This is a genomic window from Nonomuraea sp. NPDC049141 (assembly GCF_040648415.1).
GTDB lineage: Bacteria > Actinomycetota > Actinomycetes > Streptosporangiales > Streptosporangiaceae > Nonomuraea.
In genome coordinates this window covers 478,252-493,918 of the sequence record NZ_JBEZDR010000004.1, presented here as the reverse complement: position 1 = coordinate 493,918, position 15,667 = coordinate 478,252, and the positions used below count along the sequence as shown (strand labels likewise).

The window sequence follows — 15,667 nt, the reverse complement described above, 5'->3', positions numbered from 1 at the left end:
GTGCCCTGGCAGAAGATTCGGCACTGACGCCGCGGTGTGCCGGGGACGATCTGTCCAGCGACCTGAAAGGTCCCGGTATGTCCGCCACACTCAGGCTGTCCGCGGCCTGTGTCCTCCTCCTCGCCGGCCTCGCGACCCCCGCGCACGCCGACTCCTACGAAAGACTGCTGAACGGCGGCTTCGACAGCAGCAAAGACCCTTGGTGGAGCAGCCAGAACACCCCGTCACGCGTCGAATCGGGCCGGCTGTGCGCCGACGTCCCGGCCGGGACCACGAACCCGTGGGACTCCATGATCGGCCAGAACGACGTCCCGTTGGAGGACGGCCAGCCGTACACGCTCCGCTTCACCGCCTCCGCCAGCCGGGACGTCACCATCCGCACCACCGTCCAGCTCGCCGGCCCTCCGTACACCACCCCTCTGGACCAGCGGCCCGAGCTGACGGCCACGCCGCGCACGTTCGAGTACACCGCGACGTCGAACGTCTCGGACTCGCACGGACAGGTGACCTTCCAGATGGGCGGCGCCACGGAGCCGTACACGGTGTGCCTGGACGAGATCTCCCTGGTCGGCGGGGTGCTCCCGCCGGGCGGCGTCCGGGACCTGGGCTCGCCGGTGCGGGTCAACCAGCACGGCTACGCGACCTCAGGCCCCAAGCGCGCCACGATCGTCAACCCCGGGACGGAGCCGCTGGAATGGCGGCTGCTCGACAAGCGCGGCGCAGCCGTGGCCCAGGGGCGCACCCGAGTGCACGGTGCCGACGCGATGTCCGGCGACCATGTCCACGTGGCCGACTTCTCGTCCGTCCGCAAGGCGGGCACCGGCTATACGCTCGCGGTCGGCGACCAGGTCAGCCTGCCGTTCGAGATCGGCGACGACCTGTACGACGGGCTGCGCAGGGACGCACTGGCGTACTTCTACCACAACCGCAGCGGCATCCCGATCGAGGCCGCATACGTCGGCGACGCCTATGCCAGGCCGGCCGGGCACCTCGGCGTCGCGCCCAACCAGGGAGACACCCGCGTCCCGTGCCTGCCGGGCACCTGCGACCACACGCTGGACGTGCGCGGAGGCTGGTACGACGCGGGCGACCACGGCAAGTACGTGGTGAACGGCGCCCTCGCCGCCTGGCAGCTCATGGACCTCTACGAGCGCTCGCGCGGGCAGAACGATCTGAAGGGGACGCGCGACGGCCTGCTGCGCATCCCCGAGGCCGGCAACGGCGTCCCGGACGTGCTCGACGAGGCTCGCTGGGAGGTGGAGTTCCTGCTTCGCATGCAGGTGCCCGCCAGCGGCCTGGTCCACCACAAGATGCACGACGCCGCGTGGACCGGACATCCGACGATCCCGCACCTGGACGCGCAGCCGCGCTACCTCTACCCGCCCTCCACCGCCGCGACGCTCAACCTTGCCGCAGCCGGCGCCCAGTGTGCCCGGATCTGGAGGACATGGGACCGCGTGTTCGCCCGACGTTGCCTTGAGGCCGCCGAGACCGCTTGGCGGGCGGCCCGTGCGCATCCCGACCTTTATGCACCACCCGGAGGCGAGGGCGGGGGCGCCTACGACGACACCGACGTCTCCGACGAGTTCTCCTGGGCCGCCGCCGAACTGTACGCGACCACCGGGAAGCGCTCCTACCTGCCCTTCGTCACCACGAAACTGACCGCGGACGGGTTCTCCTGGCAGTCGACCGGCGCGCTGGCCGACCTGACCGTCGCCCGGCTGCCCGGCCGGTTCCCGGCCGCCATGTCCGCCGCCGCACGCAAGCGGGTGCTGTCCGTCGCCGGCCGCTACGTACGCGACATGAACGCTCAGGGCTACGCCAACCCCTACCTGCCGGCCGACGGCAAGTACGTCTGGGGCTCGACCAGCGCCACCACCAACAGCGCAATGATCATGGCGACGGCCTACGACCTCACCCGCGACCGCCGCTACCGCGAAGCGGTCCTGGAGTCGATGGACTATCTGCTCGGGCGCAACGCGCTCAACCAGTCCTACGTCACCGGGTACGGCGAACGGGCCAGCCACAACCAGCACCACCGATTCTGGGCCCACCAGATCGACCCGAGCCTTCCCACCCCTGCCCCCGGTTCCCTGGCCGGAGGGCCCAATTCCGGCCTCCAGGACCCGGTCGCCCAGCGCAACCTCGCCGGCTGTACGCCCGCCAAGTGCTACATCGACGACATCGGCTCCTGGTCCACCAACGAGGTGGCGATCAACTGGAACTCATCCCTTGCCTGGATCGCCGCTTTCACTGACTCCCTGTGACAGGGGTCCCTAAGAAAGGAAAGCAGTACATGCGAGTATTAACCCGGTTGGCGGCGATCACGGCCGCAACGGCGACCGCCCTGTCGGTGGCCGTCGCCACACCCGCAACCGCCGCGACCGAGCTGGTGGTCAACGGCACCTTCAGCACCTCCACCGCCCCATGGTGGAACTCGTCCAACACCTCCATGGCGGTGGACACGGGACGGCTGCGCGTCAACGTGACCGGCGGCACGGCCAACCCGTGGGACGCCATGGTGGCCCAGAACAACATCACCCTGACCAGCGGCAAGGCCTACACGCTGTCGTTCGACGCCGTCGCCTCCGCCTCGGTCAGCGCGGTCACCACCGTGCAACTGGCCGACAGCCCGTACACCAACACCCTGACGCAGACGATCGCGCTCACCACGACGAGCAAGCGCTTCAGTTTCCCCTTCACCTCCAGCCTGAGCACGGCGGCCGGACAGGTGTCGTTCCAACTCGGCAAGAACGCCGCCCACACCGTCCACCTCGACAACGTCTCCCTCACCGAGACGACGTCGGGGTCCGGGCCGATCGGCATGACGAGCGGTTTCTACGTCGACCCCAACTCCAACCCCGCCGTCTGGGTGCGCAACAACTCCGGCGACTCCCGCGCGACCCGCATCCAGTCCTCTATCGCCTCCAAGCCGATGGCCCGGTGGTTCGGTAGCTGGAGCGGCGACATCACCGCCGCTGTCTCCGGCTTCGTGGGCGCCGCCGACAGCGCCGACAAACTGCCGATCCTGGTCGCGTACAACATCCCCGGTCGCGACGCGTGCGGCGGTCACTCCGGCGGCGGCGCCGGCAGTGAAGCGGCGTACAAGACCTGGATCTCCGCGTTCGCCTCCGGCATCGGCAACCGACCCGCGGTCGTCGTCATCGAGCCCGACTCCCTCGGAGACTTCGACTGCATGAGCGAGACCGCGCGGCAGGAGCGCATCCGCATGCTGACCTACGCAACCGAACAGTTCCGCGACAAGGCCGCCAACACCTGGGCTTACCTCGACGCCGGCAACGCCGGCTGGACCGCGCCGGCGACCATGGCCTCCCGGCTGCAGAGCGTGGGCGTCGCGAACGTCCGCGGATTCTCGGTCAACGTCTCCAACTACTACACCACCAGCCAGTCGGCCACATACGGGAACGCGATCAACTCCGCGCTCGGCGGCACCGCCAAGTTCGTGATCGACACCAGCCGCAACGGCAACGGCTCCAACGGCGAATGGTGCAACCCATCGGGCCGCAAGCTCGGCGCCACGACGCAGATCGGCGGTGGCGGCGAGATGCTGCTCTGGGTCAAGGTCCCCGGCGACTCGGACGGCAACTGCGGCATCGCGCCGAACGTGCCCGCCGGGACGTTCAGCCCGGACCTCGCCATTCGGCTGATCGACGGCACGTAGTACCAGCCGAACTCGAATGCGGCCTCGGCCACGCCGATGACCGCTACCTGCACCTGACGACATCGCCGCCGGCTACGTCGAAGACCTGGGCACCCCAACACGACGAAAGCGTCGCAGGAAAGGCCACGCCAACTGTGACGTCGGGCGTGGCCCGCAAGAGTGGACCTTCTCGAAGCTGAAGGCCGCAGCCGTGCGAATGGCTGCGGCCTGGGCGGTGGTGCTGCGAGAGCGCTCCGGTGTTGAGGCCGCGCCGATCGATCGGTACGCCACGGTGCGGCCATTCATCGAACTGCCGGCCGCGGTGATCCCGTGGTTGCGCCGAGGCCGGCCCTCGCCTGCATCCGCCGCTGATCGACCGGCCCGCGTTGTGAGATCCCGTCAGACGGGTCACGACGACGTGAAAGGCTGCATCGCCTGACCGCTTGGCCGGGAGCTGATGCGATAGCCGTTCACCGCGCCGTGGTGGCGGCCTCGGCGATGTGCTCGGGGCGGACGCCCATCCCGATGAAGCGGCCCATGAGGTGACGCAGCGGCGGCAGCGTCCGGAACGCTGTGAAGATCGGCGGCACGTGCTGGGTCGTGTCGTCGCCCAGGTCCTTGGGATAGAGGTCCCTCAGGATGCCGAGCTGGAAGGCCTGGGTCACCCGCGCGGCGCGTTGTCTGCGCGACTGCACCCGGGCCAGCTCGACATCCTCTGGTACGCCGCCTCGGGCGAGAAGCGGACCCAGCAGGTTGGCGGTGGCCACCGCGTCCTGCACGGCCAGGTTGATGCCCACGCCGCCCGCGGGCGACATGGCGTGGGCGGCGTCGCCGATGCACAGCACTCCCGGCCGATGCCATCGGGTGAGCCGGTTGACCTGGACGGTCAGCTGGTGGACCGCCTCCCAGTCGTCGATCTGCCGGGTGCGGTCGCGCAGGGCGGGCGCCAGCTCCGCCACTCTGTCCCGGAACGCGGGCAGCCCGGCGGCCTTGAGCTCGGCGAAGGCGGTCGCGGGAACCGCGTAGGCGATCTGCCAGTAGTCGCCCCGGTCGATCGAGATCAACGCTCCCTTGCCGCCCTGGAAGAAGGGCACCCGATCCTCCGCCCGGCGCGGCAGGCGAAACCACAGCACGTCCATGGGCGGAGAGTCGTTCACGGGAGCCAGGTCCGCCCGCGCCCGTACCGTGGAGTGGCGGCCGTCCGCCCCGATCACCAGGTTGGCCCGTACCTCCACGGGCCCGTCCTCGGTGTCGGCCAGGACACCGGTCACCCGCCCCCGCTCGGTGAGGAGCTCCCTCGCCTGGGCACGGCGCAGGAGGCGGAAGGAGGGGTAGGCGGTGGCCTTGTCGGCCAGAAAGTCCAGTACGTCCCACTGCGGCATGAACGCGATGTAGGGGCAGCGCACCTTCAACCTGCTGAAATCGGCGAAGGTGACGTCCTTGCCGCCCATGTTGACCGTCACGTGGGGCATCTTGGTGTGCGGGAGGCTGAGGAACTCCTCGATCCACCCCAGCTCGGCGATCAGCTCCAGGGTGGAGGGGTGGACGGTGTCGCCGCGGAAGTCGCGCAGGAAGTCCGCGTGCTTCTCCAGCACGATCACCTCCACGCCCTGACGGGCCAGCAGCAGCCCGGCCATCATCCCCGCCGGGCCGCCCCCGACGACACAACACTGTGCACGCATGGTCATCCCTCTTCCGGAAACAGCAGCCCGACCAGGGCCGCGATATCGATGGGGGTGCCCAGCCGCCGATTGACGGCCACGGTGGCGAACAGGGTCCGGGCCGCGGTGGCGGTGTCGTGGCCGCGAAGCTCACCGGCGGCGACCCGCTCGGCCAGGAAGCCGCCGATGAGCCGCTGCCCCTCGCTCACCAGCGCCGCCAGCGGCGCACGGGCCTGGGCGGCGCTGAAGAACAACGCCATCAGGTCGGCGTGGCCGGCCAGCAACCTGTCGAAGGACTCCAGCAGCTCTGTCAGCACTTGGGTGGCTGGGCGAGGGTCGTTCGGCTCGGCTCGCAACTCACGCAGCCGGGGCAGGAAGCCTCGCTCCGACAGGAGCGTCTCCACCATCGCCTCTTTGCTGTCGAAGTAGCGATACAGCAGGCCGGGAGTGACACCCGCTGCCTGCGCCACATCCTTGACCGTGGCCCCGTCCACGCCCTTGTCGGCGAACACCGTCAGCGCCGCGTCCAACAGTTGCTCCCGGCGCCACACCGCCTGCTCGCTTCGCGTCCTGGCCATCGCCCTCATCTCGTTGAGTAAACGTTTATTCAATGTATCAGAGGGTTTCAACCGTGGCGCTCGTCAAGCTCGTGCCAGGCGGCGTGCGGGTGCGCACTCGGAGCAGGCGCATGCCGCCATCCTGACGAAAATCACTGAGTGCAGGATCTGGCGGACGACAGAGGCATCGGCGTATACCCGTATCGCCCCGGAGCCCTCTTCCAGCAGGGGCAGGCATCTGCGCTGGGCGGCATGCTGCGCGAGCATCCAGGCGGCCGCATCCGCGCCCGCTTGCGAGTGAGTCTCAGCGAAGGTGTCGTTCACGTCACGGATGCCGCACTCGACATGAGTCTCCTACGTCTCGCTGAGGCGATCCCGCAGCGCGTCGTACACGTCCGTCGGGAGCGGGCCCTTCTGGGCGGCGGCGACATTGGCCCGCATGTGCGCCGCGTCGGTCGAGCCGACGATCAACGAGTGCAGATCTCGGTGGCTGAGGATGAAGCGGAGCAGGAGTTCCATCGTCGAGGCGCCGTCCGCCAGATCGTCCAGGCCGGCGGCGGCGAGCCGCGCGTGGCGGTCGGCGAGCGGCCGGCGTATTGGCTCCGGTATGGCCTCAGGCGGAGCCACGAGCGGGCGGGCGACTGAGCCGCGCGCGATCGTCCCCGCGCCGGCTGCCGCGGCGGCGGTGATGAGTTCCTCGTGGGAGCGGTCGAGCGCCGAGTAAGGGAGGAGGAAAACGTCGAACGACCCGATCGCGATGTGCTCCGGAAGGTTGGGCAGATTCCCTGACATGCCGGTGAAGCGGATCGCGCCTTCGTCCTGGAGGGCCAGCATCTCGGCGATGGTGTCCTCGGCCCGCATCACGGCGACGCTCGGGCTCATGTGCACCATCAGGATGTCAAGGTGGTCGGTGCGCATCCGGCGCAGACTCTGTTCGACGCACGCGCGGACGTTCGCCCTCGTGTAGACGTGCGGCGAACCGTCCGCGGCGAGTGGGCAGCCGCACTTGCTGGAGAGGATGAATTCGTCGCGCCGGTGGGAGATCCAGCGGCCGATGTGCTCCTCGGCGTCGCCGTAGTCCGGCGAGGTGTCGATGAGGTTCACTCCCGAGTCGAGGACCGTGTTCAACAGCGTGCGGGCCTCATCGTCGCTTATCTGTTTGCCCCAGGCCTGTGGCCCGCGCAGCTCCATCGCTCCGTAGCCGAGGCGGCTCGTCTGTAACCCTGTTCTGCCCAGCTTCGCGGTTGGCAGCGTCACGTCATCGTCCTCTTTTCGGTCTCGGCGCGTCCGGAGTCGATGGCGCCGAACCACCGCCGCAAGGCTGCTCGGAGTGCTTCCAACTCCGCGGGATCTGGTTGGGGTGATGCCGATGCCCAGGCCACGTAGCAGTCCGGTCGAAGGAGCAGAGCTGTGGGCGCGGGGGTCTGGGGGCGTGCGGTGACGATGTCGACGTGGTCGTGCCACGGGGCGAGCGTCTCGGCGAGCGATGCGTCTTCGGTCAGGTCCAGCAGCAGAGGGCGTGCGGTTCTGGTCAGCTCGGCCAGCCGGACCGGCCCGGACGGGGTGCGCAGTTCCATGTCCGGGGCGAACCGGCCGGTCAGCGGGTGCGCCTCGGGTTCGCCCATGTCGTAGCGGACGTCGGCGCCCGCGGTGAGTTCGGCCAGGCGCTGTACGGTGTTCGGGTCGCGGAGCAGTTCGGTGAACAGCTCGCGCAGGCCGGTGACGTCGCTGCCGGGGGCGATCAGGGCGGACTGCGCCCGTGCGTTCAGGACCATGCGGTGGGCGGCCGATCGCCGCTCGGTCTCGTAGCTGTCCAGCAGTCCGGGCGGGGCGCTTCCCCGGAGCTCGGCGGCGAGTTTCCAGCCGAGGTTGATCGCGTCCTGCAGGCCGAGGTTGAGTCCGGGTCCACCCCCCGTGGCGCCGTACACGTGGGCGGCGTCACCGATCAGGAACACCCGGCCGTCGGCGAACCGTTCGGCGACCCGGGTGTTACCCCCGGTCATTCGGCGCAGCGCGTGCGGACCTTCGCCGTCGGGCGGACCAAGCGGCACATCGACGCCGAGCACGCGGCGGATGCTCGCCCGCAACTCCTCCAGGCTCATCGGGGCGTCGGTCGCGGGCTGGTCCCACTCTGTGGCACTGATCAGCGGCGGGTGGCCGGGCATCGGCGCGTAGGAGAACCCTCCATGCTCGGTGCGGTGCGGCAGGAACGGCAGAACAGCGCCATAGCCGGGCACGTTCAGCGCGCCGGTCGCGGGATCGACCCAGTCCGCCGGGATCGTCGCGTGCGCTGAGCGGAGCGTCATCCGGTCGTAGGTGATGCCGGGGAACTCGATGCCGGAGAGCTTGCGGGTGGTGCTGTGGGCTCCATCCGCGCCGATGAGATACCGGGCCCGCAGCTGGTACGCCCCGCCCGGACTCGCGACGTCGACGGTGACCGCGTCGTCGTCCTGCGACAGGCCGACGACCTCGTGTCCCCGCCGGATCTCCACGCCCAGTTCGATGGCGCGCTCCTGCAGGACCTGCACAATGCGGCGCTGTGGTACCGGCAGGGCATAGATCGGACTGTCCGCCAGCAGGCTCAGGTCCAGGCCCATCGCGCCGAACATGAAGTACGCGGAGTTCGGCTGCGGCGGTGCCGGGTTACCGCTGAGACGTTCGTACAGCCCGCGGCGGTCGATCATTTTCACGACCTGGCCGAGTAATCCGTTCGCTTTCGGTTCCTCGCTCGGCTCCGGTAGCCGTTCCAGCACGAGCGGCCGAACCCCGGCCAGGCTCAGTTCGCAGGCCAGCATCAGCCCGTTCGGACCGCCGCCGGCGATAACGACATCTGTGATCATTGACGTCTTTTCCTTCTGTGGTTCTTAGGGGACGGGAAGGCCCGCGGTGAGCTGGTCGAACACCTCGCGCAGCAGCGGCGCGAGCGGAATCGGCCGATCGGCGCTCAGGACGTGCTCGACGGCCACGGCGCTGCCCGCGCTGACCACCGCGGCGACCAGTTTCGGGTAGACGTCATGGGCCACGTCGGTGCCGGTGCGCTCGGCGATCGCCTTGGCCAGCTCGTCCTTCGCGGCCGCGTCCGCCTTGAGGATCTCGCCGTGCAGCGCCGGCTCGGTCAGCAGGAGCCGGAGCGCGTCGTGCCGGCGCTGGTCTTGGGGAGACCCGCCGCCGTTGCCCTCGCCCGGTGCGAGGTGGGCCTGGACCGCGCTCACGATCGAGTCCCATAGCCGCTCATCGACCGGCCGCGCGCGCAGTTCGTCGGCGATCCGCAGCGCGCGTTCCAGGTGGCTGGCGGCAATCGCCTCGGCCTTGCTGGAGAAATAGTTACGAAAGGTGCGTACGGACACGTTCGCCGCTGCGGCGATGTCCTCCACCGTCACGTTGCTCCACCCGCGCTCGACGCACAGGTGGATCGTGGCCTGGCTCAGCGCGAGCCGGGTCTCCCGCTTCTTGCGCTCCCGCAGCCCGATACCGACATTCTCGTCAGCCGTCATGTCCACCACCGTAGCGGATCTTGCCAAAAATGCAAAAATGCCGTTTTGGCAAGATTTTTCGCCAACGCTTTCGGGGTGTTGATGAAAGTTTCAGTAGTTTTGGGGCATTTGCCCAGTTCGCCCGCGTCGCTGCTTGACCGGCCGGCACTCTGCGGGGAGGTTCGTGTCGAACCTTCCTGCGTTGGGAGTCAGATGAGTCGCCGGTTACTCGCCATCCTGCTTCCCGGTCTCCTGGTCGCGCTGTGCGCCCTGGTGCCCTTGACGGAACAGTCCGCCGGCGCGGTCAGCGACCCGCCCGGCCCCGTGACGGGCAACGCCACCTACTTCGACGGGCTCGGCACGCCGTACGGTGGCTGCGGAGTGCCCCAGGCGAACATCGACTCCCAGGACTTCGTCGCGCTCAACGTCTACAACACGCCCGGCGATTACACCTTCTACCCCCGGCCGTTGACGGGGGCCAACCTCAGCAAGGCCGGGTTGTGGAACAACGGCCTGAACTGCGGCCGCTACGTCCAGGTAGAGGTCAGCGATTTCTGCTCGGGCACCAATGACGGCGCGCAGAATCAGCCGTTCTGCCGCAACGGCTCCTGGGTCGCCGATGCCTACAACGGCGCGAAGCTGACCATGCTGGTCGCCGACAGTTGCGGCGACTCCAACGCCTGGTGCCGCGACGATCCGTACCATCTGGACCTGGCCAAGGACTCACTCAACCGGTTCGTGAAGAACGGCGCCGCGGTCGGGGACATGTATCCCGGCCATTGGAACAACCGGCACCTCACCTGGTCGTTCATCCCCGCGCCCAACTACAGCGGCGACATCGACATCGGGTTCATGCAGTCCGCCCAGGTCTGGTGGCCGGCGATCTCCGTCTCGCACCTGGCCAACGGCATTCACGGCGTCGAGTACTTCGCCAACGGAGCGTGGCAGACCGCCCAGATGAACGGCGACATGGGCCAGTCCTACATCATCGGCGGGACCACGTCGGGCGGCAGCCAGTACCAGATCCGGGTCCGAGACGTCACGGACACACTGATCAACGGCGGGCGCGTGTACAGCTTCACGCTTCCGTCCAGCTGCAACCCGCAATGCGGCACGCCCTACACCAAGGTCGGCTACACCACCTCGAACGGCCCGACCACCACACCCACGCCGACCCCCACTCCCACGCCCACGGGCGGCACCGGTGTCTCCTGCGGCGTGAACTACCAGGTCGCCAACGCCTGGCAGGGCGGCTTCACGACCAGCGTCACCGTGCGGAACACGGGGACCGCGGCCTGGAACAACTGGACGGTCACGTGGACCATGCCGTCCGGCGTGACCCTGACCAACGCCTGGAGCTCCACCATCACGTCGTCGGGCACCACCTGGACGATCAAGGCGCCGAGCTGGGCCACGAGCCTGGCGCCGGGCGCGTCGGCCACCTTCGGCTTCCAGGCCAACGGCCCGTCCACGCCCGGCCCGGCCGGCATCACCTGTTCATAGGCTCAGCTCGTGGTCATGAGGGTCAGGCTTTCGTCCTTCACGGATGGCGCGATGTCGCGGGTGACGCGGTAGGGGGCGAGGTCGGGACCGTCGCCGTTGATGATCTCCTGAGCCACGAGGCGGCCGAGTTCGGGGGCGAGGTTGACGCCGCTGTGGGTGACCAGGTGATAGAGGCCGGGGGCGTCGGGGTGCGTGCCCGCCAGCGGCAGGCCGTCCGCCGGTACGGGCCGGACGCCGAGACGGACGCCGGCCAGCCGGGCGGTGCGCAGCGCGGGCAGGATCCGCTGGCCGCCGGCGTGCAGCCGTTCCGCCAGGGCGTCGTCGCCCTGGCCGGGGAGCAGCGCGTCGACGGGCCAGGAGATGGAGCAGATCCGGTCTCCGGGGGCGGGACGCAGGTCCACCTGGGGCGTGGCCAGGATCGCGTCGAGCCGGAGTCCGGGGATGGGGGTGCTCTCCCCCACCAGCCCGGGGATCCGGGTCATGGGGAGGTCGGTGCCGGCGAGGGCCGCGACACGGTCGGCGTCCGGGCCGGTGCAGTTGATCACCCAGTCGGCTTCCCAGCGTCGCGTACCGGTCTCGACGCCGGTGACGGTGTCGCCACTGCGGATCAGCGCTTGTGCCCGCAGGCCGTACCTGATGTCGGCGCCGAGCGTGGCGGCGTGATCGAGCAGGCGCTGGACGAAGAGCGGGGCGTCGTACCACGCGCTCTGGTCGTGGACGACGAGTTCGCTCGCCGTGCAGGCCGCGGGGTCGACGGCGGGGGCGAGTTCGCGCAGCTCGGACGGTTCGGCGATGCGGCAGGCATGCCCCCAGGATTTGAGGCGGACGGCCCGCTCCCTGAGCCCTGCCTGGCTCTCCTCGCTGTCACCCCACTGGATGGCGGGCATGGGGTGCCACCACGACGGGCCCCCGAGTTCCTCGGCCAGCGTGGCGTGCAGGGCGGCGCTGGCGCGGTTCAGCTCGTAATAGGTGCGTGGGGTCTTCAGATGGGTGACGTCCATGGAGAAGGTCGCGCTGGAGGTCCCCCCGGCGGGGCCGCCGGCTTCGATAACGACGACCTGAGCCCCTGCGACGGCCAGGTGGTAGGCGACGGAGGCACCGAGCACTCCGGCACCGAGAACGATGACGCGGGACACGTGGATATCTTTCCTTCGGGGTCAGAGAACCTTGCTGAGGAATGCCCGGGTGCGCTCGTGCCGGGGTTCGCCGAGCACGGCGCCGGGGGGCCCGGATTCCACGACGACCCCGTCGTCCATGAAGACGATGGCGTCGCACACCTCGCGGGCGAATCCCATCTCGTGGGTGACGATGATCATCGTCATGCCGTCCGCACGCACCAGGTCGCGCATGACGTCCAGGACCTCGCCCACGAGCTCGGGGTCCAGGGCCGAGGTCGGCTCGTCGAACAGCATGAGACCGGGCCGCATCGCCAGGGCACGGGCGATGGCGACGCGCTGCTGCTGGCCACCGGAGAGCTGGTCGGGGCGGCTGTGCGCCTTGTCTGCCAGTCCCACCCTGGCCAGCAGGGCGTGGGCGCGCTCGCGTACCTCCGCCTTCGGCTCCCGCTTGGCCATGATCGGCGCCATCATGATGTTCTCGAGCGCGGTCATGTGCGGGAAGAGGTTGAAGCGCTGGAAGACCATCCCGATGTCCACCCGCTGGGCGGCGATCGCCTTGTCCGGCAGTTCGTAGACCTTTCCGCCACGCTCCTCGTAGCCGATCAGGCGGTCGCGGAAGTACAGGCGGCCGGCGTCGATGCGTTCGAGGTGGTTGATGCAGCGCAGGAAGGTGGACTTGCCGGACCCCGACGGGCCGATCAGGGCCAGCACCTCGCCCTCCGCGACCTCCAGGTCGATGCCTTTGAGCACGTCGAGCGTGCCGAAACGCTTGTGCACGCCTTCCGCGCGGATGAGGGTCTTCATCGGCTGAACCTGCGTTCGATGTAGTGCTGCCCGGCGTTCAGTACGGTCGTGGCCACGAGGTACCAGAAGCAGGCCACCGTGAGCAGGGGGACCTGCTGGAAGTTCCTGGAGTAGATGCCCTGGATCGAGGTCAGGAGCTCTGGTACGGCGATGGCGAAGACGAGGGAGGTGGTCTTGAGCATGGAGACCACCTGGTTGCCCGTCGGCGGGATGATGACCCGCATGGCCTGCGGAAGAATGATCTTGCGCAGGGTCTGGAAGCGGGTGAGGCCCAGGGCATGGGCCGCCTCCGTCTGGCCAGGGTCGACGGAGGCGATGCCGGCCCGCACGATCTCGCCCATGTAGGCCGCCTCGTGCAGGCCGAGGCCCAGCACCGCCGCGGTGAGCTGGGTGATGATCATGTTGGTGTCGAACTGCACGAACGTCGGCCCCCAGGGCACACCGAGTCCGATCGTCGGCACCACCGCGGACAGGAAGTACCAGAACAACAGCTGCACCAGCAGCGGCACACCGCGGAAGATCCAGATGTAGAACCCGCTCAGCCCCGCCAGCAAGGGGTTGGGCGACATGCGCAGAACGGCGAGGACGACTCCGCCCGCGACGCCGACCACCATGGCGAGCACAGTGAGCAGCAGCGTGGTGGCCAGCCCGCTCAGTACCGCGGGAGAGAAGAGGTACTCGCCGACCACCTTCCACTCCATGCGCGGGTTGGCCACCCACCCCTGCAGCAGGAAGATCGCCACGAAGCCGAGGACGGCCGCGCCCACCCAACGCCCCGGGTGACGGAGCGGGACGGCCTGGATCTGCGCCTTCGCGTTCGGTTGTGCGGTCTGCCGGGTCGTGGTCACGACCCGCCGCCGTTGATCACGGCCTTGTCCAGGGCGCCCGAGTCCATCTTCCACTTGGCGAGGATCTTGGCGTAGGAGCCGTTGTCCATCAGCTTCTGCAGCGCCTGTTGCACGGCCTTGGCCAGGTTCTGGTCTTCTTTGTTGACGAGGATCCCGTACGGGAGGAAGCGGTAAGGCTGGCCCACCTGCTTCATCCGGCCACTGGACTGGTTGGCCTGGTAGCTGATGGTGGGCGTGCCGCCGATGAAGGCGTTGGCCCGGCCGGTGGAGACCGCCTGCAGGCAACCGACCGTGTCGGGGAACACCAGCACCTTGACCGCGGGCTTGCCCGCCGCCGTGCACTTCTTGTTCTGCTGCTCGGCGTCGTCGGCCTGGGCCGTGCCCTGCTCGACGGCCGCCGTCTTGCCGCAGAGATCGTCGAGCGACTTGACCGCCTGAGCGTCCTTGTCCTGGACCAGCAGCGAACTGCTGGTCTTGAAGTAGTCGACGAAGGTGACCTTCGCCTGGCGTTCCGGCTTGTCGAGCATCGCCTGGATGGCCAGGTCATAGCGGCGTGCCTGCACACCGGCGATGAGGCTGTCGAAGCTGGCCTGGTTGAACGTCACCTCGACGCCGAGCACCTGGCCGATGGCCTTCATCAGCTCGGGCTCCAGGCCGATGACCGACTTGTTGTCGGTGTCGAGGAAGACCAGCGGTGGGTAGTTGTGACCCGCCGCGACGTTGAGCGTGCCACCCTTCTTGATCTTGTCGGGCAGAAGATCGTGGAGCTCTTGACTCTTCTGCTGCGCCGGGGCGGCCGCCTGGGAGGCGCCACCTCCGGAGCAAGCGGTCAGGGACAGGAGTCCCGCCAGGCCGAATGCGGCGGCTGCTTGGGTGAACCGCATCGAGCAGGACACCCCCTCTCGGGTTAGTGCTACGTTCCGTAAACACCAATATTGGGGGTCCGTTTAGATACGGCAAGGTGAGCGAGCGTGCGCGTTTGTGCACATACTGTTCAGTCTTGCTTATCCTTTTTCTGGATCCCACCAGCTAACCGGCGATCGTCTCGCCTCAAGGTGGGTCGCGGTCTGGTGATGCAAGTCGCCGGACTGTTAAGTTGGGCCGATGCTCACCCCGGTCCAGTTGCAGGCCATCCGTGAAGTGGTCGCCACCGGTTCGCTCAGGACCGCCGCCAAGCGCCTCGGATTCACCCCGTCGGCGATCTCGCAGCAGGTCTCCTCGCTGGAGCGGACCCTGGGGGTCCAGCTGTTCGAGCGCCTGCCGCGCAGCATCCGGCCCACCGCGGCGGGGGCCGAGCTGGCCCGCAAGGCCGCCAGGTTGCTGGCCGATCTCGAGGCGGCGGAGGAGGAGATGCGCTCCTTCGCCGGCGCCCACCGGGGCAGACTGCGGCTCGGCAGCTTCTGGTCCGCCGGATTCCGGCTGGTGCCCGCCGTACTGGCCGAGTTTCTCCGCGACCGCCCCAACGTGGACATCCGCTACGAGGAAGGCGATCCGCACGGGACCATTCCAGCGGTGAACGAGGGGCGGCTCGACCTGGCCGTGGTCTTCGAGTACGGCATGGTGCCGCACAACTGGCCGAAGGACCTGACCATGACGTTGATCATGGAGGAGCCGCTCTACGTGCTCGTACCGACCGGCCATCGGCTGGCCGCCCGCAAGCGCATCCAGTTCGGCGAGCTGTCCGCCGAACGATGGATCTCCTACACCGAGGGGATGGACGCCTCACTCAACCTGTCACACATCTGCGCGGCCAGCGGCTTCGACCCCGACGTGCTGTTCCGCACCAACGACTACAACCTGCCCTTCGAGCTCGTCCGCAAAGGGCTGGGGGTGGCGATCGTGCCGGAGCTGGCGATGATCGAGTCGCACGACGTGTGCGTGTTCCGGCTCGGCGACGCCGCCCACATTCGCCGGGTCTACACCGTGAGCCGCGCCACCGACCCGAACCCCCTGCTCGGCCACGCGACGAACATGCTCATCAGCGCCGCCGAACTCCTGCACCGGCGCACGGACCTCCCCGTCGCTGTGTAAGCCCATTCAAC

General features: G+C 68.7%; 13 protein-coding genes. 4 read left to right on the top strand and 9 right to left on the bottom strand.

The window, feature by feature from the left end; all coding sequences use genetic code 11:
• The first annotated feature begins 77 nt into the window (after positions 1 to 77).
• Both AB0B91_RS14520 and AB0B91_RS14515 read left to right on the top strand, forming a co-directional pair.
• Entirely contained in the window at positions 78 to 2,267 is a 2,190-nt protein-coding gene (locus tag AB0B91_RS14520; protein WP_358318745.1) for a glycoside hydrolase family 9 protein, read from the top strand.
• A gap of 29 nt (positions 2,268 to 2,296) precedes the next feature.
• Positions 2,297 to 3,682 (top strand): glycoside hydrolase family 6 protein, encoded by a 1,386-nt coding sequence (locus AB0B91_RS14515; RefSeq protein ID WP_358318744.1) that lies wholly within the window; start codon positions 2,297 to 2,299, stop codon positions 3,680 to 3,682.
• A gap of 449 nt (positions 3,683 to 4,131) precedes the next feature.
• Here the strand turns inward: AB0B91_RS14515 and AB0B91_RS14510 are convergent, their stop codons facing one another.
• From AB0B91_RS14510 to AB0B91_RS14490, 5 genes are all read right to left on the bottom strand, one after another.
• The gene (locus tag AB0B91_RS14510) at positions 4,132 to 5,349 is read right to left on the bottom strand and encodes an FAD-dependent oxidoreductase (protein ID WP_358318743.1); all 1,218 of its coding nucleotides are present in this window, start codon (positions 5,347 to 5,349) and stop codon (positions 4,132 to 4,134) included.
• On the bottom strand, positions 5,346 to 5,900 hold the full coding sequence (locus tag AB0B91_RS14505) for a TetR/AcrR family transcriptional regulator (protein ID WP_358318742.1): 555 nt from the start codon (positions 5,898 to 5,900) through the stop codon (positions 5,346 to 5,348). The genes AB0B91_RS14510 and AB0B91_RS14505 overlap by 4 nt, the downstream gene beginning before the upstream one ends.
• A 333-nt stretch (positions 5,901 to 6,233) precedes the next feature.
• Complete coding sequence (locus tag AB0B91_RS14500; RefSeq protein WP_358318741.1) at positions 6,234 to 7,136, bottom strand: aldo/keto reductase; 903 nt, start codon at positions 7,134 to 7,136, stop codon at positions 6,234 to 6,236.
• Complete coding sequence (locus AB0B91_RS14495) at positions 7,133 to 8,719, bottom strand: FAD-dependent oxidoreductase (RefSeq protein ID WP_358318740.1); 1,587 nt, start codon at positions 8,717 to 8,719, stop codon at positions 7,133 to 7,135. Before AB0B91_RS14495 ends, AB0B91_RS14500 begins: the two co-directional genes overlap by 4 nt.
• A 24-nt stretch (positions 8,720 to 8,743) precedes the next feature.
• Positions 8,744 to 9,373, bottom strand: coding sequence for a TetR family transcriptional regulator (locus tag AB0B91_RS14490; RefSeq protein ID WP_358318739.1), 630 nt, complete (start codon positions 9,371 to 9,373; stop codon positions 8,744 to 8,746).
• A 192-nt stretch (positions 9,374 to 9,565) separates the two neighbouring features.
• Between AB0B91_RS14490 and AB0B91_RS14485 the strand changes: the two genes are divergently transcribed.
• A complete protein-coding gene (locus tag AB0B91_RS14485; protein ID WP_358318738.1) occupies positions 9,566 to 10,855 on the top strand; it encodes a cellulose binding domain-containing protein in 1,290 nt (429 codons plus the stop codon).
• A gap of 2 nt (positions 10,856 to 10,857) precedes the next feature.
• Here AB0B91_RS14485 and AB0B91_RS14480 read toward each other — a convergent pair whose 3' ends face one another.
• From AB0B91_RS14480 to AB0B91_RS14465, 4 genes are read right to left on the bottom strand one after another with little or no spacing between them, the layout of a single operon-like run.
• Positions 10,858 to 11,991 carry an FAD-binding oxidoreductase gene (locus tag AB0B91_RS14480; RefSeq protein WP_358318737.1) on the bottom strand — a complete coding sequence of 378 codons (1,134 nt, stop codon included), beginning with the start codon at positions 11,989 to 11,991 and terminating at the stop codon, positions 10,858 to 10,860.
• Between the two features lie 21 nt (positions 11,992 to 12,012).
• Positions 12,013 to 12,777: an amino acid ABC transporter ATP-binding protein gene (locus AB0B91_RS14475; protein WP_358318736.1), complete on the bottom strand. Its 765-nt coding sequence runs from the start codon at positions 12,775 to 12,777 to the stop codon at positions 12,013 to 12,015.
• A complete protein-coding gene (locus AB0B91_RS14470; protein ID WP_358318735.1) occupies positions 12,774 to 13,625 on the bottom strand; it encodes an amino acid ABC transporter permease in 852 nt (283 codons plus the stop codon). Before AB0B91_RS14470 ends, AB0B91_RS14475 begins: the two co-directional genes overlap by 4 nt.
• The gene (locus AB0B91_RS14465; protein WP_358318734.1) at positions 13,622 to 14,509 is read right to left on the bottom strand and encodes an ABC transporter substrate-binding protein; all 888 of its coding nucleotides are present in this window, start codon (positions 14,507 to 14,509) and stop codon (positions 13,622 to 13,624) included. The genes AB0B91_RS14470 and AB0B91_RS14465 overlap by 4 nt, the downstream gene beginning before the upstream one ends.
• Positions 14,510 to 14,729: 220 nt before the next feature.
• Between AB0B91_RS14465 and AB0B91_RS14460 the strand changes: the two genes are divergently transcribed.
• Positions 14,730 to 15,656, top strand: coding sequence for a LysR family transcriptional regulator (locus AB0B91_RS14460; RefSeq protein ID WP_358318733.1), 927 nt, complete (start codon positions 14,730 to 14,732; stop codon positions 15,654 to 15,656).
• Positions 15,657 to 15,667: the final 11 nt, after the last annotated feature.

What these genes read in the sequence shown, in the direction of transcription:
- AB0B91_RS14520 (WP_358318745.1), top strand. Translation starts at nt 78, where the DNA reads ATGTCCGCCACACTCAGGCTGTCCGCGGCCTGTGTCCTCCTCCTCGCC.
- AB0B91_RS14515 (WP_358318744.1), top strand. Translation starts at nt 2,297, where the DNA reads ATGCGAGTATTAACCCGGTTGGCGGCGATCACGGCCGCAACGGCGACC.
- AB0B91_RS14510 (WP_358318743.1), bottom strand. Translation starts at nt 5,349, where the DNA reads ATGACCATGCGTGCACAGTGTTGTGTCGTCGGGGGCGGCCCGGCGGGG.
- AB0B91_RS14505 (WP_358318742.1), bottom strand. Translation starts at nt 5,900, where the DNA reads ATGGCCAGGACGCGAAGCGAGCAGGCGGTGTGGCGCCGGGAGCAACTG.
- AB0B91_RS14495 (WP_358318740.1), bottom strand. Translation starts at nt 8,719, where the DNA reads ATGATCACAGATGTCGTTATCGCCGGCGGCGGTCCGAACGGGCTGATG.
- AB0B91_RS14490 (WP_358318739.1), bottom strand. Translation starts at nt 9,373, where the DNA reads ATGACGGCTGACGAGAATGTCGGTATCGGGCTGCGGGAGCGCAAGAAG.
- AB0B91_RS14485 (WP_358318738.1), top strand. Translation starts at nt 9,566, where the DNA reads ATGAGTCGCCGGTTACTCGCCATCCTGCTTCCCGGTCTCCTGGTCGCG.
- AB0B91_RS14475 (WP_358318736.1), bottom strand. Translation starts at nt 12,777, where the DNA reads ATGAAGACCCTCATCCGCGCGGAAGGCGTGCACAAGCGTTTCGGCACG.
- AB0B91_RS14465 (WP_358318734.1), bottom strand. Translation starts at nt 14,509, where the DNA reads ATGCGGTTCACCCAAGCAGCCGCCGCATTCGGCCTGGCGGGACTCCTG.
- AB0B91_RS14460 (WP_358318733.1), top strand. Translation starts at nt 14,730, where the DNA reads ATGCTCACCCCGGTCCAGTTGCAGGCCATCCGTGAAGTGGTCGCCACC.